Consider the following 16490-nt stretch of genomic DNA (forward strand, 5'->3'; position numbering starts at 1 on the left):
CGAGCACAAGACACACAAAAGCCGGCTCCCCACGGGGAGCCGGCTTTTTCGTGGCGCTGTAAGCCGCGTGGGCTTAGTCGCGGGTGAGGCGGCGGTGCGTTACGCGGTGCGGCTTGGCCGCGTCCGGGCCCAGGCGCTCCACCTTGTTCTCCTCGTAGGACTCGAAGTTGCCCTCGAACCAGTACCACTTGGACGGGTTCTCCTCGTCGCCTTCGTAGGCCAGGATGTGGGTGGCCACCCGGTCCAGGAACCAGCGGTCGTGCGAGACGACAACGGCGCAGCCCGGGAATTCGAGCAGGGCGTTTTCGAGGCTGCTGAGGGTTTCGACGTCGAGGTCGTTAGTCGGTTCGTCGAGCAGCAGCAGGTTGCCACCCTGCTTGAGGGTCAGCGCAAGGTTGAGGCGGTTGCGCTCACCACCGGAGAGCACCCCGGCCTTCTTCTGCTGGTCCGGGCCCTTGAAGCCGAAGGCGGCCACGTAGGCGCGGGACGGCATTTCGACATGGCCGACCTGGATGTAGTCGAGACCGTCGGACACGACCTCCCACAGGGTTTTGTTCGGGTCGATGCCGCCGCGACTCTGGTCGGCGTAGGAGATCTTGACGGAATCGCCGATCTTCAGTTCGCCGCCGTCGAGCGGTTCCAGGCCCACGATGGTCTTGAAGAGCGTGGACTTGCCGACGCCGTTGGGGCCGATGACGCCGACGATGCCGTTGCGGGGCAGGGTGAAGGACAGGCCGTCGATCAGGGTGCGGTCATCGAAGCCCTTCTGGAGATCCTTGGCCTCCAGCACGAGTCCGCCGAGGCGCGGTCCCGGCGGGATCTGGATCTCTTCGAAGTCGAGCTTGCGGGTGCGGTCCGCCTCGGCAGCCATTTCCTCGTAGCGGGCCAGACGGGCCTTGGACTTGGTCTGGCGTCCCTTGGCGTTGGACCGGACCCATTCGAGTTCCTCGGTCAGGCGCTTGGCCTGCTTGGCGTCCTTCTTGCCCTGGACTTCCAGGCGGGCGCGCTTCTTCTCGAGGTACGTGGAGTAGTTGCCCTCGTACGGGTAGAGGTGGCCGCGGTCCACTTCGGCGATCCACTCGGCCACGTGGTCAAGGAAGTAACGGTCGTGGGTGACGGCCAGAACGGCGCCGGAGTAGCTGGAGAGGTGCTGTTCCAGCCACAACACGCTCTCGGCGTCGAGGTGGTTGGTGGGCTCGTCGAGCAGCAGCAGGTCCGGCTTCTGCAGCAGCAGCTTGCACAACGCGACGCGGCGGCGCTCACCACCGGAGAGCAGGGTGACATCGGCATCGGCGGGCGGGCAGCGCAGTGCGTCCATGGCCTGTTCCAGCTGGGAATCGATATCCCAGGCGTCAGCCGCGTCGATCGCTTCCTGCAGATGTCCCATTTCCTCGAGGAGGGCATCGTAGTCAGCGTCCGGGCTGGCCATTTCCTCGGAGATCTCGTTGAAGCGCTGGATCTTGCCGTAGATTTCACCGACGCCTTCCTGGACGTTGCCCAGGACGGTCTTGTCTTCGTTCAGCGGCGGCTCCTGCAGCAGGATGCCTACCGTGTAGCCGGGGCTGAGCCGGGCCTCACCGTTGGAGGGAGTGTCCAGGCCGGCCATGATCTTGAGAATGGTGGACTTACCGGCACCATTCGGGCCGACAACGCCAATCTTGGCCCCCGGGAAGAAGGACATGCTTACGTCATCGAGGATGAGTTTTTCGCCGACAGCCTTACGGGCCTTGGTCATTGTGTAGATAAATTCCGCCATGCCTACAAATCTAGTGGTTCGGCCGGGATAACTCACATTCCTTGAGCCCCGATGCGCCCTCAGGACGGACCAGTTGCCGGAGTCACTGCCCTAGCCGTTGCCCTTCCTGTTGCTGCAGTGGCCCCGGTTGCACGCGCAGCCGCGCCCGACCGTGGACGACTCGGTTCAGTCCTGGACTCAGTCCTGGACGCCTATGAGGCCGCCGCCCGAGGCCAGGCCCGGCAGCACGCTGACGGCGACGCTGCCGCCGGTCCCCGGGGTTCAGGCTGCGGCCCCTTTCAATTCACCGGTTTCCTGGTCCACCTCCTCTTCCTCACCGCTCGCGTCATCGATGAAGATCGCATGGTGATCGGGACCGCCGTCGCCGCCGGCATCCCCGTTTGTATCCCCGCCTGCATCCCCGGACTGGGTCTGCGGTCCGCCGACGTCGCCGTCACCACTACCAGGCGCACCAAGGGCACCGGATCCGGCGGCCGTCTGGCTTCCGGCTGCGGCTGAGCGGGTGAAGTTGGCAGAGCCCCACATGAGGTCGTGGCCGACTGACTCCGCATTGATCTCGGCGTCGTGGTAGACCCTTCCGTCCTTTTCCCAGCTGCGCATCTTCAGCCTGCCAACGACGATGACCCGCTGGCCTTTCTTGATGCTGCAGCCCATATTGCCGGCCAGTTGCCGGTAGCCCTGGACAGTGAACCAGTTGGTGTTAACATCCACCCAGGTGCTGGAGCCGCGGTCGTAGCGGCGATCGGTGGCGCCGAGCCGGAAGGACGCCGTGGCCACGCCACCGGGGGTGGTCGAACTTCTAATCTCCGTGGCGACGAAGCCACGGACCGTAATGTTGTCGCTCATTCTCATGTCCTGTCTCGAATTGTCGTGCCCTGCCGGGCAGTTCCAGCATCCCGCCGGGGATCGCCGTCGGGGAGGGTCCGGCTGTGCCATGTGGAAAACTGGCTGCCTGCAGCGGCGTTGGCGCCGTGTTGGGGAGTGGTCCGGGCGGCAGGAGCGGTCACCGGCCAGCGTTGATCCCCACTGGCCGTCCGGCACTGTAAACTTTTTGAGGCGTCCCCGGCAGCGGCCGGTGGGTGCCACCGTGCCCCAGTAGCTCAGGGGATAGAGCAGCGGCCTTCTAATCCGCCGGTCGGGGGTTCGATTCCCTCCTGGGGCACAAATGAGCGGCTCTGACCTGCGATAACGCAAGGTCAGAGCCGCTTCCTATTTCAACTAGGGCGTCAGATCCACTTGTTGCGTTTGAACGTCAGGAACAGGATCCCGCCCATGCCGATCATGAGCGCGAGTGCCATCGGATAGCCGAAGATCCAGTCCAGTTCTGGCATGTCGCGGAAGTTCATGCCGTAGATCGACGCGATCAACGTCGGAGCGAACAGGATGGCAGCCCACGACGAGATCCGTTTGACCTGCTCGTTTTGGGCGAAGCTCGATTCCGTCAGGAGCCGCATTTCGTCGTTCTGCCGCTGGGCAACGAGGGCTGCGTTGACGGCCAACGCGTTTTGCAGCAGCGCACGGAAGGCAGACACCCGCTCCCCCAGTCTGAGGGCGTGGTCCAGGACGTCGCGGAAATGGTCCTGCAGTTCGGGGTCCGGCACACCGTCCGGTCCGCTGCCCATGAGGGTCTGCAGGATTCCGGCAAGAGGGGCTGTTGCACGCTGGAACGTGATGACCTGGCGGGAGAGTTCATAGATCCTTCGCGATACGCCGGGATCGGCAGCGAACAGGTCATCTTCGATTTCATCGATGTCGTTTTCCAGACCCGCGGCCACCGGCTCGTACTCGTCCACCACCTGGTCCAGAATCGCATACAACACCGCGTCCGGTCCGAGAGCCAGGAACTCCGGCTCGGATTCCATGCGCCGGCGCACCCGGGCCAGATCGGGAGACTCTGCCCGGCGGACAGTCACCACAAAGTCCTTGCCGGCGAACACATGGATCTCGCCGAACTCGACCTTCTCCACATCGTCCAGGTACCGGGCGGGCCGCAACACCAGGAACAACGTCTCGCCATAGTGTTCGAGCTTGGCCCGCTGGTGGCCGGCGAGCGCGTCCTCCACGGCCAGATGGCTCAGGTCAAATTCCTCGGCCACCGAGCGCAGCTCCTCAGGTTCCGGCCGGTAAAGCCCGATCCAGGCCATGCCCTGGCGCTGCCGAAGGAGGAAATACGTCTCCTCGAGGCCTTCCGGGTCGGCGGTCCGGTGACCGTCCACATAGACGGCGTTGTCAACAATGGTCACGGCCGCGCCTCCTCTTCAAGGCAATCCCTTGGCTGTGACGTTATACCGTGCCCGGGCCGGTGCCAACAGCCCTAACAGCGCTCCCCCCTGCCCGGACACCCCGCCAGCCATCAGTAAGCTTAGTATTGAGTAGACCGGCAGGGCGCCAGGAAAGTCTGGGCCTGCTCGCAATCGAAAGGCACAACCGCCATGACCGAGACACCGCGCAGATTCGATCAGAACAATCCCGACGATGCCCTGACCAGCCAGCCCCCGGGCGCCGCTGACACCACGTCCGGAACCGGGTCCGGTTCCGGGACCTCCGAGGTTGAAACCTCCCGCGCAGAGGAACCCGCGGCGCCGGCCCCTGCCCCGGAAACGCGTCAGGTCACCCGCGCGGGGATGGTCTGGGCCGCAGTTGCCTGCGCGCTGGTGGTGCTGATCCTGCTCATCGCCTTCATCCTGCAGAACCAGGACTATGTGCAGGTGAAGTTCTTTGGCCTCGAAGGGTCGGTCCCGCTCGGCATGGCATTGTTCATCGCGGCCGTCGGCGGCGGTGTGCTGGTCGCCATCGCCGGAGCCGCTCGCATCATTCAACTGCGGCTCGCCGCGCATCGTCTCCGCCGACAGGCCAGCCCGGGCACGCGCACGCGCTAAACCGCCAGGCGCTACCCTCTTTCCATGGGCGAACCAGAACCCCGGAGCCAAGCAGCCACTACCACCGCTGCAGCGGACTGGGCCGACGTCGAGCGTCTCTTTGGCGTCCGCGGCGAACCCTCACGCTGCTGGTGCCGGTTCTTTGCCTTGACCGGCAGCGAATGGTCCGCGTCGACCCCGGAGGAGCGCAAAAGCCGGTTGCGGGACAAGTTCGACGGCGGCCAGCCAGCACCCGGGGTCCTGGCCTTCCGCGACGGGAATCCAGTGGGCTGGTGCGCCGTCGAACCCCGCGGGTGCTATCCGAGGATCCTGCGCTCGAAGGTTCTGACGTCGGCCCCTGACGCGGCCCGGGACCCCGGCGGGAGCCAGGTGTGGTCAGTCAGTTGTTTCGTCGTCTCCCCCGGCCAGCGACGGACCGGCGTGGCGGGGGCGCTGCTTGCAGCCGCTGTCGAGCACGCCTTCGCGCACGGCGCCACCGTGCTGGAGGGTTATCCGGTCGATTCCGCGCACCGTCCCAAGGCGGGCCCGGCAGACCTCTATCACGGCACCTTGGGACTCTTCCTGGCGGCCGGCTTCACCGTGGTCAGCGACGCGGTGCCGGGACGCGCCGTCGTCCGCCTGACGGCGCCCGCCGCGGGCCCTAGCCCTAGCCCTAGCCCTAGCCCTAGGGCAGCGTCAGGATCACCGGCCCGTCCGCGGTGATGGCCACGGTGTGCTCGCTGTGTGCGGCGCGGCGGCCGTTCGCTGAACGGAGGGTCCATTCGTCGTCGTCGTGGTAATAATCGTCCTTGCGGCCGAGAATCAGCATCGGCTCGATGGCGATCACCAGGCCCTCGGTCAGTTTGATGCCGCGGCCGGGACGTCCGTCGTTGGGCACGGGCGGCTCGGCGTGCATGGTCCGGCCGATCCCGTGGCCGCCGTGGTCGGCAAGCAGCCCGTAGCCGGCCCGGCGCGCCGCCCCGCCGATCGCGTAGGCGAGGTCGCCCATCTTGTTCCCGATCCTTGCAGCTTCGATCCCCCGCGCCAGGGCGGCGTCCGTGGCTTCGATGAGGGCCTGGTCCTCCGGGTCCGCCGTCCCCACGATGAAGCTGACGGCGGCATCGCCGCACCAGCCGTCCAGGAACGCGCCGCAGTCCACGCTCAGGAGGTCCCCGTCCTGCAGCCGGTAGCCGTTGGGGATGCCGTGCACGACGGCGTCGTTCACGCTCGTGCAGATGACCCCGGGAAACGGCACTGAGGCCCACCGCGGCCGGTAGTTCAGAAACGCCGGCGTGGCGCCGGCGTCGGCGATGGACGCCGCGGCGACCTCATCCAGTTCCTTGAGCGAGACGCCAACGGCCGCGGCCTCCCGGACCCGCCCCAGCGTGGTGGCGACCACCCGGCCCGCCTCGCGCATCAGTGCGATCTCTTCAGGACTCTTGATCATGGACATGGCTTTCCTTCCGACGCGGATCCGCGGCTTGCTGGGTTCAACTCTAAAGCCCGCCGCAGGATGTCTACAGTGGCCTCATGGTCACCACCGAACTGATTGACGCGATCCGCGGCCGGCTGCAGGCGGCGGCCGATCCAGGCCGCGCCGCCGGGGCGCAGGCCTATATGAAGTCGCAGATGCCGTCCCTGGGCGTGCGGGTTCCCGAGGTCCGCCAAATCGTCAAGGCCTCGGCCGCGGCCCATCCGCCGGGCAGCCTGGCGGAACTGCAGTCGATGGTGCTGGCGCTGTGGCGGAGCGCCGGCTGCCGTGAGGAACGCTATGCCGCGATCGAGCTGACGGGGCTCAAGCTCGCGGCCGGGGAGCTGAGCATGCTGGCCCTGTACGAGGAAATCATCCGCACCGGGGCGTGGTGGGACCTGGTGGACGGGGTGGCGCACCGGCTGGGCGCGCTCTTGCAGGCACACCGGGCAGAACTGACGTCGGTGCTGGGGCGCTGGAGCAGGGACGACGACTTCTGGGTCCGGCGGGCCGCCATTACGGCGCAACTGGGGGCGAAGACCGCCACGGACACGGCGCTCCTGGCCGCCGTGATCGAGGCCAACCTCGCTGATCCGGAGTTCTTCATCCGCAAGGCCATCGGGTGGGCGCTGCGCCAATACGCCAGGACGGATCCCGCCTGGGTGCGGGCGTTCGTGCAAAGGCACTGGGACGAACTCAACCCCCTCTCCCGCAAAGAGGCGCTCAGGAACCTGCCGGCCTAGATGATCGGCCGCGTGGTGACCGGCTCGTCCGACTTGCTGAACAGCAGCTTGGTCTTCGGGTCCAGGAAGATCAGGTACAGGGCAAACAGCAGCGCGATGATCGCCGCGGCGTTGCGGGCCAGCGCCAGGGCCAGGCCCAGGTCCGCGGTCTGCAGGTACGGGAAGACGTCCAGCTGGTCCGAGATCGCGTACACCATGAAGAAGGACACGATGAAGTAGAGCGCCTTGACCTGCCAGTCATCGCGGATGCCGGTGACGGCGAAGAGCGGGATGAGCCAGACGATGTACCAGGACTGGATCATCGGGGACAGGAGCACGACGGCGGCGAACGCCAGGGTGAGCCGGCGCATCAGGCGGTCGTAGTCGCCGCGGAAGATCTGCCAGGCGACGATCCCGACGGCGAGCAGCTTGCCGGCGTCGAACGCCCACTTGGCCAGTCCCCAGCCGTCGAGCCCGAAGGCGTTGGCGATGGAGGCCACGATCAGGCCCACCAGGCCAACGGGCGCGTACCAGATCCAGATGCTGCCCGGGGCGGACAGCCCGTTGATCCAGCCGAAGCCGAAGCCATTGACCCGGCTCATGAGGTACAGCAGGGCCAGGCTAATGCCGGCCGTGAGGGCCCAGAAGACGAACTTGCGCGGCCAGCTGGCGCCTTTGCCCGCCCATAGCAGGCCAATGAACGGCAGGAAAACAACCGTGATCGGCTTGACCGAGATGGACAGCGTGACCAGCACGATCCCGAGGATGACCCGGCGGGTGGCGCAGTAATAGAGGCCGGCCAGGGCAAGGCCGATCATGAGGGAGTCGTTGTGGACGCTGGCGATGAAGTTGGTGAGGAACAGCGGGTTGGCTGCCGTCAGCCACAGGGCCCGGTTCGCGTTCACGCCGTGCAGCTCGGCCAGTTTTGGCACGTAGATCACGCAGAGGACGACGCCCACGAGCGCGGCCACCCGGAACAGCATGATGCTGCCTTCGGGGTGCACATTGGTGGCCCAGACCACGAACTGTTCGATCCACAGGAACAGCTGGCCGTACGGGACGGGGGCCTCGGTCCACATCCTGTCGGCGCCCAGCTGGAAGTAGTTGGACAGCGCCGAGATCCCGTTTTCGTAGGGGTTGAAGCCCTCCACCATGAGCCGGCCCTGGCCGATGTACGCGTAGACGTCGCGGCTGAACAGCGGCACGGAGAACATCAGCGGCAGACCCCACGCCGCCGTCGCCTGGAGCGTGGCCTTGCGGGCGCCGGCTCCCCAGACCCGGACGCGCTGGCCGAGCCGCAGCCAGGCGCGGACCAGCAGCATGCCGCCGAAGGCCAGCAGGACAATGGACAGGGCGACGCCAAGGGCCTCGGTGCGCATCCAAATGAACAGCGGAACGCGGCGGAGCTCGGACGCGGGGGCGAGCCAGCCGACGCCCATCGAACCAATCGTCATGAACAGCGATCCGAGGAATCCGGCAAGGATCGGGGACCGGGGGTTGTCGACGTCGCCAACGGCCCCTTCCGCCCCTTGGGAGAGCGCAGTCGGGGCCAGCGCAGCCGGGCCGAGCGCAGACCGGCCGGACGTGGAGGGGCGGGACGTGGACGTGCGGGACGTACCGGCAGCCGTCTCCCCCGCCGCAGGCACAGGCGCCGTCATGTCAGGATCGTCCAATCTGTTGTGGGCCATATTTCGCCCACAGCCGGCCGCAATGTCCGGCCCGGGGCGCCGCGTTGAAGAAATAAGTTGACGAAATAATTCGCCGGCCGCGTATCCGAAATCCTAGCACCGGACGGCTCTGTGGCGTCGGAACGGTAGGCTGAGCGGGTGCCTATTACTAACGAACGCATCGTCTGGATCGACTGCGAAATGACCGGCCTGGACACCAAGAACGACGCGCTCATCGAGGTGGCCGCCCTGGTGACCGACTCGGAGCTCAATATCCTGGGTGACGGCGTCGACGTCGTGATCAAGCCCGACGACGCCGCGCTGGCCCAGATGGGCGACTTTGTCCGCGACATGCACACGCGGTCCGGCCTCCTTGAAGAGCTCCCGCACGGCAAGACCATGGCCGAAGCGCAGACAGCCGTGCTCGACTACATCAAGAAGTGGGTGCCGGACCCCAGGAAGGCCCCGCTCGGCGGCAACTCGGTCGGCACCGACCGCGTGTTCCTGGTCCGCGATATGCCCGAAGTGGTGGAGCACCTGCATTACCGGATCATCGATGTGAGCACCATCAAGGAACTCTCCCGCCGCTGGTTTGCCCGGGCTTACTTCCAGTCCCCCGCCAAGCTGGGCGGGCACCGGGCCCTCGGCGACATCAAGGACTCGATCGACGAACTCCGGTATTACCGCGAGGCCGTGTTTGTCCCCGCGCCGGGCCCGGACAGTGCCACGGCGCAGCGGATCGCCAAGCGCGTCATGGGCGGCGAAGCAGGGAAGTAATCTGCGCCACGTTTCGCGGAAATTTTGGTGAAAATCGCAAAAGTGGCAAAACCATCCCCAAACAACAGGTAAGCTATTTGTCGTTGCCTTTCCAGTCAGCCGGTTCGCCGGAGGGCCTGATACGGCACATGGTGGGCGTAGCTCAGTTGGCAGAGCGCCTGGTTGTGGTCCAGGAGGTCGCGGGTTCAACCCCCGTCGCTCACCCTCATGAAGGACGGCAGTGATTGTCCGACCTTTTCCAAAGGCCGCACCGGATATCCGGTGCGGCCTTTGTTGTCTGTACTGTGTTTTGCCCGTACGGCGCAGTTGTACCGGGATCTGTCATTGGAAGGAAACGCAGTGAAGCGCACACTCTTTGAAGAAGACCACGAGATGTTCCGCGAGATGGCCGCCGAGTTCAACGCGCGCGCCGTCGCCCCGCACTACGCCCGGTGGGACCAAGACCACATGATGTCCCGGGACCTGTGGTCGGCGGCCGGCGAACAGGGCCTGCTGGGCCTCGCCGTGCCGGAAGAGTTCGGCGGCATGGGAATGTCCGACTACCGCTTCCGGGCAGTGCTCGACGAAGAATTCGCCAAGAGCAACCACCTCGCGGTCGGCCTGGCGTTCCACCTGCACGACGACATGGTCCTCCCCCACTTGCTGGCCTACGGTTCCGATGACCTCAAGGCCCGCTGGCTGCCTGGCATGGTCTCCGGCGACAAGGTCACCTCGATCGCCTGGACCGAACCGGGGGCCGGCTCAGACCTGCGCGGGATCCGCGCCAAGGCCGTGCGCGAGGGCGACGACTGGCTGATCAGTGGCCAGAAGACCTTTATCGGCAACGGCATCTCCGGGGACGCCTCCCTGGTACTGGCCCGCACCGACGGCGGCACCGGACGCGGAAACCACGACTCGTTCTCGCTCTTCATGGTCCAGAAGGGCGAGGGCTACAATCCCGGCAAGCAGCTGGACAAGATGGGCCTGAAAGCCTCCGACACGGCCGAGCTGTTCTTCGACAACGTCCGCGTCCCGCACGCCGATCTCGTGGGCGAGGAAGGCAAGGGCCTGCAGTACGCGGCCGAACAGCTCCCCCAGGGCCGCCTGGCGATCGCCGTGGCCAGCTCCGCCGTCGTACGCGCTAGCTACGAGGCGACCGTCCGCTACACGAAGGACCGCAACGCGTTTGGCGAGCGGATCATCGATTTCCAGAACACCCGCTTCGAGCTCGCCGACATCCTCACGGAGGTCGAGGTCACCGAAACCTACGTGGACCAGGCCATCCTCGCCTTCAACGCCGGGGAACTCGACGCCGCAGGTGCTGCCCGCGCCAAACTGTGGGCATCCGAACGCGCGAAGTCCGTCACGGACCGCTGCCTTCAGCTGCATGGCGGCTACGGCTACATCCTGGAATACCCGGTGGCCCAGGCCTACCTCGCCGCCCGGCTGCTGACGATCTTTGGCGGCACCAACGAAATCATGCGCGACGTCGTCGGCCGCACCATCGCCGGCTGAGACGCCGCGTCCCAACAGCACCTGAGGAACTTTACTGACATGACCGTCCTGCCCATCACGATCTGGGGCGAGCCCGTGCTGCACCGCCGGGCCGCGGAGGTCGAAGTCTTCGACGACGAGCTCCGCACCCTGATCGCCGACATGTTCGAGACCAACAACGCCGCCAACGGCGTCGGGCTTGCCGCTCCCCAGGTGGGGGTCGGCAAGCGGCTCTTCGTGTACAAGTACGACAACGACGACGGCGCCCCGCCCATCGGCGTGGTGGTCAACCCTGTGCTGACACTTTCCAAGATCTCCGGTGCGCTGCCGGACCCCGACGAGGAAGAGGAAGGCTGTCTGTCCTTCCCCGGCGGCCAGTATCCGCTCAAGCGGGCAGAGTGGGCCAGGGTCCAGGGCTTCGACGGTGACGGGAAGCCGGTGGAATTCGAGGCGACCGGCTGGTTCGCCCGGGTCATCCAGCACGAGTACGACCACCTCGACGGCAAGCTCTACGTGAACCGGCTGATCGACCGCTATTCGCGCAAGGCCATGAAGCAGGCCAAGCGCAGCGGCTGGGGCATCCCCGGACTGACTTGGATGCCGGGGGTGGATCCGGACCCGTTCGGCCACTGACGAAGTTCCGCCGCGCAGAGGTGGTCCGGCCGGCTTGCTCCTCCCGGCCGGCTAGCTCCCTGACGTGCGGTCGACGGCCGCCAGGATGGCGGCGCCGAGCTCGGCCGGCTTGGTGAACTGCGGCCAGTGCCCGGTGGGCAGGTCCACGTAGTGGACGTCGCGGATCCGTCCGAGCTCCGCCACATACGGGTGGCCCCCGGCAATCATTTCCCGCAGCATCGTAGACGGGAATTCGCAGGCGATGACGGTGGCCGGGACCTCGAAGCGGCGTTCATCCCTGAGCTGCTGCCGGTCCTGGGCCACGCCGCGAGGCTGCGGGATGGCGCGGGCGCGGAACATGGCGCGCAGGTCGTCGGTCAAGTCGGTGAGGTCCGCGTCTTCGAAGAACTCCCACGGCGGCAGCGGAACATCGTCGCCGTCGGCCGGGAGTTCGTCGTTGATGAGCCCGCCGTCGGCGAGCGGGCCGCTGTCCACGTAGATGGCCCGGGCCACCCGGTCGGGGCGGGCGTCGACGGCGCCGTGGATGATGGCCCCGCCGCCGGAGTGGCCCACCAGGACCACGGGCGCGTCGAAGGAATCGATCTTCGCCACGACGGCATCAATGTGGGTGCGCAGGCCGATCCCGGCCCGCGGCGCATCGGCCGACTCCAGGCCCGGCAACGTCAGCGGGTAGACCTTATGCCCGGCCGCGGTGAGCGGCGGGGTGACCTCCTCCCACGAGGAGGCGTCCAACCAGAATCCGGGTACGAGGATGATGTCCATGCCGGTACCCTACCGTCCGAGTACCAGCTCCACCACCTGATAGGGGTCCTCACCTGGGACGACGTTGTGCATGGTGATGCGTCCGCCCTGCCCCTCCCCCGGGTGGAGGTGGATCTGCCAGCCCCAGTCCGGGCCGCTCGGCGCCGCGTAGGATCCATTGAGCCGGAGGACACCGTCCCCGTCCACGGTGCCGGAGAACTGCATCAGTGCCTTGCCCGTGTGCCACGAATCCACCCACACCGCAGTCGCGGGCTCCCCGTCGGACGCTCCGCCGGCCAGGAGCAACAAACCTTCCTGTGGGCTCTCACCGTCGGACCAGGTGTAGGCGACGCTAGCGAAGTGCGCCGCGGTCACCTGCACTGTGGCGGTGGCCGCCGAGTCCTTGTAGTCGTCCGTGGGCATGATCCGGGAGCGGTTTTGTCCCTGCCAGGTGCCAAGCAACGGCGTCGTGTATCGCACAATGTCCATGCTGCAGTCTACTTGGCAAGTGGCGGGGGTTCGCCTCCTGCTCAGTCCCCGGCCGGCTTTTCCAGGCTTGCCGCGAAGTCCGGGACATAGCGGAACAGTTCCCGCGGCGGGCGCGTGTAGTTGACGGCCTTCGGCCGCTCCGGCAAGGTCACCGGCTCTGTCCGGACTTCCTCGTAATCAATGCTGGACAGTAAGTGGGCGATGAGGTTGATCCTTGCCCGGCGTTTGTCTTCGGCTTCCACCACGTACCACGGGCATTCCGCGGTGTCTGTCTGCACAAACATGTCGTCCTTGGCCCGCGAGTAGTCTTCCCACCGCAAGATTGCCTCCCGGTCCATCGGCGAGAGCTTCCATTGCCGCATGGGATCATCCAGTCGGGATTTGAACCGCCGCTCCTGTTCCGCATGGCTGATCGAGAACCAGTACTTGAAGAGCAGGATGCCGTCCTGGATGAGGAGCCGTTCAAAAACCGGGCACTGCGCCATGAAGCGTTTGTGCTCCGCCGGGGTGCAAAAGCCCATGACGTGTTCGACGCCGGCGCGGTTGTACCAGGAGCGGTCCATCAGGACGATCTCCCCGGCGGCGGGGAGATGCGCCACATAGCGCTGGAAGTACCATTCACCGCGTTCGCGCTCCGTCGGCGCCGGCAATGCGACTATCCGGGCAAACCGCGGATTCAGGTACTCGGTGACCCGCTTGATCGCACTCCCCTTGCCGGCGGCGTCCCGACCCTCAAAGATGACGAGGATCCGCGCCCCCGTGCTCCGGACCCACTCCTGGAGGGCAACCAGTTCTGCTTGGAGCCGCAGAAGCTCGGCCTCGTAGAGGCCGACGTCGAGCCGGGCCAGCCGCCGTGCGGAGCCCTTCTTGTGACCGGCGTGCCCCTTGCCAGAACCGTCCGTGCGATGTGCCATGGTTTCCGTCCGAGTGTTCCGGCGGGCGGTTTGTCCCGCCGCCCCATTCTCGCCGGGTAGCAGAACGGCTACAAGGGTCCTCCAGCCCGGAAGCCGCGGCGGGCGAACTCCTATGCTTGGGCCATGAGTCCCTGCGCCGGGCACGGCGTGACAGGGCACAGCAGGACAGGATAGGGCACAGTGCCGTCACCGGGGAACGATCGTCTGTTGCTCGGGGCAAGACTCGAGGATCCGTTTCATGGCCTCCTTCTCCGCGGGTGTGACCCACAGCCGGTAGGCGGCCTTGACGGAAATCTGGCGGGCCACGTAGTGGCAGCGGAAAGCCTTGTTGGGCGGCAGCCAGGTGGCGGCGTCGGAGGCGCTTTTGTCCTGGTTGGCGGGACCGTCGACGGCAATCAGGTTGAGGGGATCGTTGGCCAGGTGTTCGCGCTGCTGCGGGGTGAGCCGCTGGGCGCCCTTTTGCCACGCGTCGCCGAGCGCCACGACGTGGTCGATCTGCACTGCTGCGCTGGTCTCGGCGCCGCGCCGGAACGCGATCGTGCGGCCGGTGTAGGGTTCCTGGAACGTGCCTCCGGCCACCTGGCACCGGGAGCCGCCGACGAATTCGGCGGCCGCCAGGTCCCTGCGGAGGATGTCGTTGCGCGTATCGCAGCCGTTGCGGTCGACGTCGAGCCAGGCCTGGCCGAAGGCGCCCCGGTCATAGTTGTCCTTGGCCGACCGTCCCTTGACCGCAAGGGTGTCGAGCACGCGGGCCGCGCGGTCCTCCGGCACGGCCCGGACGGGGTCCACCGCCTTCATCCACCGGCCGGCAAGCACAGGGGCCTCGCTGGGGCCCGTTTTGTACGGCTCCGCGACGGCAAACTGGCCGGCCGTGAAGAACCAGGTCAGGCCGCCGAGGAGGGACAGGCCGGCGGCGACCAGAAGAATCCACGCCTGGTGGGAGCGGCGCCGGGCGCGCCGAAACTCCGTCCAGGTGACGGTCATGAGGGTGGCCGCTGGCGGCGTTCTGGCTGCACGCCCCGAGCCTACGCGGGCGCCCTGACACCCGGGAGGTTGTCCACAGTGTTGGGGACCAGTGGCGGACCGCCGGGGGCTATTGTTCCCGCGTGACCCGCTTCAGATCTTCGTTGGCCAGATCCAGCAGGTCCCGGAGCTGGCTCACCCGGTCGTCGTTGACTTCACCGGACCCGCGTTTGACGATCGCGTCGTCCAGCAGACGCTTCGCTTCCTTCGCGTTGCTGCGTGCGACATCCAGCGCGTGTTCCAGGGTGGTCTCGTGTTCAACAGCCGGGTTCTGTTCCATGGCTCCATTGTGGTTCCCTTTCCCGGCCGATTCCAGTGCAACGGCCGGGAAAGGACGAAGACGTCCCGGTCAGGGACGTCGAGCCCGCGGACTAGACCTCTACGGGCAGCCCGGCGGCCTCGAGGATGGAGGCGGCGTCCTTGGCGGGGAAGGACGGCGGGTTGACCCCGGCCATTTCCTCCATGACGCGGACCACCTGGCAGCTGTAGCCGAACTCGTTGTCGTACCAGACATACAGGACGAGGTTCTTGTCGTTCGAGATCGTGGCCAGGCCGTCGACGATGCCTGCCCGGCGCGAGCCGACGAAGTCCGTGGAGACAACTTCGGGCGAATCGATGTAGTCGATCTGCTTGCGCAGCTCGGAGTGCAGCGACATTTCCCGCAGGTAGTCGTTGACCTCGTCCTTGGTGGTGCCGTTTTCCAGGCTCAGGTTCAGGATGGCCAGCGACACGTCCGGGGTGGGGACGCGGATGGAGCTGCCCGTGAGCTTGCCGAGCAGTTCCGGCAATGCCTTGGCGACGGCCTTGGCGGCACCGGTCTCGGTGATCACCATGTTCAGCGCGGCAGAGCGTCCACGGCGGTCGCCCTTGTGGAAGTTGTCGATCAGGTTCTGGTCGTTGGTGAAGGAGTGGACTGTCTCCACGTGCCCGTGCACCACGCCGTAGCGGTCGTTGATCGCCTTGAGCACGGGGGTGATGGCGTTGGTGGTGCAGGAGGCGGCCGAGACGATCGTGTCGGAGTCGGCGATGGTGCCATGGTTGATGCCGTGCACGATGTTCTTCAGCTCGCCCTTGCCCGGGGCGGTGAGGAGGACGCGGGCAACGCCCTTGCTCTGCAGGTGCTGGGACAGTCCCTCGGCGTCGCGCCAGCGGCCCGTGTTGTCCACCACGAGCGCGTCGTGGATGCCGTAGGCGGTGTAGTCCACCGTGGAGGGGTTGTCCGAGTAGATGACCTGGATCTGGACGCCGTTGGCTGTGATGGTGTCGTTTTCGAGGTCCACCTTGATGGTGCCTTCGAAAGAGCCGTGGACGGAGTCGCGGCGCAGCAGGCTCGCGCGCTTGGCAAGGTCGTTGTCGGAACCGCGGCGGACCACGATGGCGCGCAGGCGCAGGCCGTGGCCGCCGCCCGCCTTTTCGATCAGGAGGCGGGCCAGGAGCCGGCCGATGCGGCCGAAGCCGTAGAGGACGACGTCGGTGCTGGTGCGGTCGTCGCCGCCGCGCTTGCCGACAACCTCGGCGAGTTCCTCGCGGAGGAAAGCATCCAGGCTGGCGCCGTCACCCTCGGCGCGGTACTTCTCGGTGAGCCGGGCAATATCAATGGCCGCCGCGCCGAGGTCCAGCTTGGTCAGTGCCTCCAACAGCGGGGCCGTCTCCTCGAGGCGCAGTTCTTCCTTGCTCATCCGGCGGGCGAAGCGGTGGGCCTTGAGGATATTCATGGTGGACTTGTTGATCAGGCTGCGCCCGTGGATGGAGGTCACCACGTTGTTCTCGCGGTACAGCCGGCCGATCACGGGGATCATGGCCTCGGCGAGCGCCTCACGGCCCATCCACGTATCAAGACAAGAATCTGACGTCTGGCTCACAGAACTACCTTCCTAGAATCCACCCCCTACGTCCTCGTAGGGAGAAGTCGGCCGCCGGAGGGTGTCCGGTACCGGGCACCGGCGGGGATTCGGTCCACCCCGGG

17 protein-coding genes and 2 tRNA genes are annotated in these 16490 nt (G+C 66.5%); 8 read left to right on the top strand and 11 right to left on the bottom strand.

Annotated features, from left to right (window positions below):
* Window positions 1–73: 73 nt before the first annotated feature.
* Both ettA and BLS42_RS07105 read right to left on the bottom strand, forming a co-directional pair.
* On the bottom strand, window positions 74–1756 hold the full coding sequence (ettA, locus tag BLS42_RS07100; RefSeq protein WP_090578560.1) for an energy-dependent translational throttle protein EttA: 1683 nt from the start codon (window positions 1754–1756) through the stop codon (window positions 74–76).
* A 261-nt stretch (window positions 1757–2017) separates the two neighbouring features.
* Complete coding sequence (locus BLS42_RS07105) at window positions 2018–2602, bottom strand: single-stranded DNA-binding protein (RefSeq protein WP_176803244.1); 585 nt, start codon at window positions 2600–2602, stop codon at window positions 2018–2020.
* A 243-nt stretch (window positions 2603–2845) separates the two neighbouring features.
* Here BLS42_RS07105 and BLS42_RS07110 point away from each other — a divergent pair.
* Window positions 2846–2918: transfer RNA gene (locus BLS42_RS07110), tRNA-Arg, on the top strand.
* A 64-nt stretch (window positions 2919–2982) separates the two neighbouring features.
* Here the strand turns inward: BLS42_RS07110 and BLS42_RS07115 are convergent.
* On the bottom strand, window positions 2983–3999 hold the full coding sequence (locus BLS42_RS07115; protein WP_090578566.1) for a magnesium and cobalt transport protein CorA: 1017 nt from the start codon (window positions 3997–3999) through the stop codon (window positions 2983–2985).
* A 189-nt stretch (window positions 4000–4188) separates the two neighbouring features.
* Between BLS42_RS07115 and BLS42_RS07120 the strand changes: the two genes are divergently transcribed.
* Together BLS42_RS07120 and BLS42_RS07125 are read left to right on the top strand one after the other, a co-directional pair.
* On the top strand, window positions 4189–4635 hold the full coding sequence (locus BLS42_RS07120; RefSeq protein ID WP_090578568.1) for a LapA family protein: 447 nt from the start codon (window positions 4189–4191) through the stop codon (window positions 4633–4635).
* A gap of 24 nt (window positions 4636–4659) precedes the next feature.
* Entirely contained in the window at window positions 4660–5337 is a 678-nt protein-coding gene (locus BLS42_RS07125; RefSeq protein WP_090578571.1) for a GNAT family N-acetyltransferase, read from the top strand.
* Here BLS42_RS07125 and map read toward each other — a convergent pair.
* Complete coding sequence (map, locus tag BLS42_RS07130; protein ID WP_090578574.1) at window positions 5300–6067, bottom strand: type I methionyl aminopeptidase; 768 nt, start codon at window positions 6065–6067, stop codon at window positions 5300–5302. The genes BLS42_RS07125 and map overlap by 38 nt on opposite strands.
* 77 nt (window positions 6068–6144) lie before the next feature.
* On the opposite strand from map, the gene BLS42_RS07135 reads away from it, so the two are divergent.
* On the top strand, window positions 6145–6828 hold the full coding sequence (locus BLS42_RS07135; RefSeq protein ID WP_090578577.1) for a DNA alkylation repair protein: 684 nt from the start codon (window positions 6145–6147) through the stop codon (window positions 6826–6828).
* On the opposite strand, the gene mptB is transcribed toward BLS42_RS07135, so the two are convergent.
* Window positions 6825–8465, bottom strand: a complete 1641-nt coding sequence (gene mptB, locus BLS42_RS07140; RefSeq protein WP_176803246.1) for a polyprenol phosphomannose-dependent alpha 1,6 mannosyltransferase MptB — start codon at window positions 8463–8465, stop codon at window positions 6825–6827. The two genes, BLS42_RS07135 and mptB, sit on opposite strands and share 4 nt — an antisense overlap.
* Before the next feature lie 168 nt (window positions 8466–8633).
* Here mptB and orn point away from each other — a divergent pair, with 168 nt between their 5' ends.
* The 4 genes from orn (at window position 8634) to def (ending at window position 11357) form a co-directional block, all read left to right on the top strand.
* The gene (orn, locus tag BLS42_RS07145; RefSeq protein WP_090578580.1) at window positions 8634–9251 is read left to right on the top strand and encodes an oligoribonuclease; all 618 of its coding nucleotides are present in this window, start codon (window positions 8634–8636) and stop codon (window positions 9249–9251) included.
* 131 nt (window positions 9252–9382) lie between these two features.
* Window positions 9383–9455 (top strand) — tRNA-His (locus BLS42_RS07150).
* A 135-nt stretch (window positions 9456–9590) separates the two neighbouring features.
* Complete coding sequence (locus tag BLS42_RS07155) at window positions 9591–10745, top strand: acyl-CoA dehydrogenase family protein (RefSeq protein WP_176803248.1); 1155 nt, start codon at window positions 9591–9593, stop codon at window positions 10743–10745.
* Between the two features lie 39 nt (window positions 10746–10784).
* On the top strand, window positions 10785–11357 hold the full coding sequence (gene def, locus BLS42_RS07160; protein ID WP_090578583.1) for a peptide deformylase: 573 nt from the start codon (window positions 10785–10787) through the stop codon (window positions 11355–11357).
* 51 nt (window positions 11358–11408) lie between these two features.
* Here the strand turns inward: def and BLS42_RS07165 are convergent, their stop codons facing one another.
* The 6 genes from BLS42_RS07165 to BLS42_RS07190 all read right to left on the bottom strand — a co-directional run bounded on the left by BLS42_RS07165 (window position 11409) and on the right by BLS42_RS07190 (window position 16386).
* Entirely contained in the window at window positions 11409–12119 is a 711-nt protein-coding gene (locus BLS42_RS07165; protein ID WP_090578586.1) for an alpha/beta fold hydrolase, read from the bottom strand.
* A gap of 9 nt (window positions 12120–12128) precedes the next feature.
* Entirely contained in the window at window positions 12129–12587 is a 459-nt protein-coding gene (locus tag BLS42_RS07170) for a DUF1579 family protein (protein WP_090578589.1), read from the bottom strand.
* Window positions 12588–12628: 41 nt separating this feature from the next.
* The gene (gene ppk2 / locus BLS42_RS07175) at window positions 12629–13501 is read right to left on the bottom strand and encodes a polyphosphate kinase 2 (protein ID WP_090578592.1); all 873 of its coding nucleotides are present in this window, start codon (window positions 13499–13501) and stop codon (window positions 12629–12631) included.
* Window positions 13502–13687: 186 nt separating this feature from the next.
* Window positions 13688–14485: an HNH endonuclease family protein gene (locus BLS42_RS07180; RefSeq protein ID WP_090578594.1), complete on the bottom strand. Its 798-nt coding sequence runs from the start codon at window positions 14483–14485 to the stop codon at window positions 13688–13690.
* A gap of 109 nt (window positions 14486–14594) precedes the next feature.
* Window positions 14595–14804, bottom strand: coding sequence for a hypothetical protein (locus BLS42_RS07185; protein WP_090578597.1), 210 nt, complete (start codon window positions 14802–14804; stop codon window positions 14595–14597).
* Between the two features lie 91 nt (window positions 14805–14895).
* The gene (locus tag BLS42_RS07190; protein WP_090578600.1) at window positions 14896–16386 is read right to left on the bottom strand and encodes a glyceraldehyde-3-phosphate dehydrogenase; all 1491 of its coding nucleotides are present in this window, start codon (window positions 16384–16386) and stop codon (window positions 14896–14898) included.
* Between the last annotated feature and the right edge of the window lie 104 nt (window positions 16387–16490).

Source organism: Arthrobacter sp. ov407 (assembly GCF_900102895.1).
GTDB lineage: Bacteria > Actinomycetota > Actinomycetes > Actinomycetales > Micrococcaceae > Arthrobacter.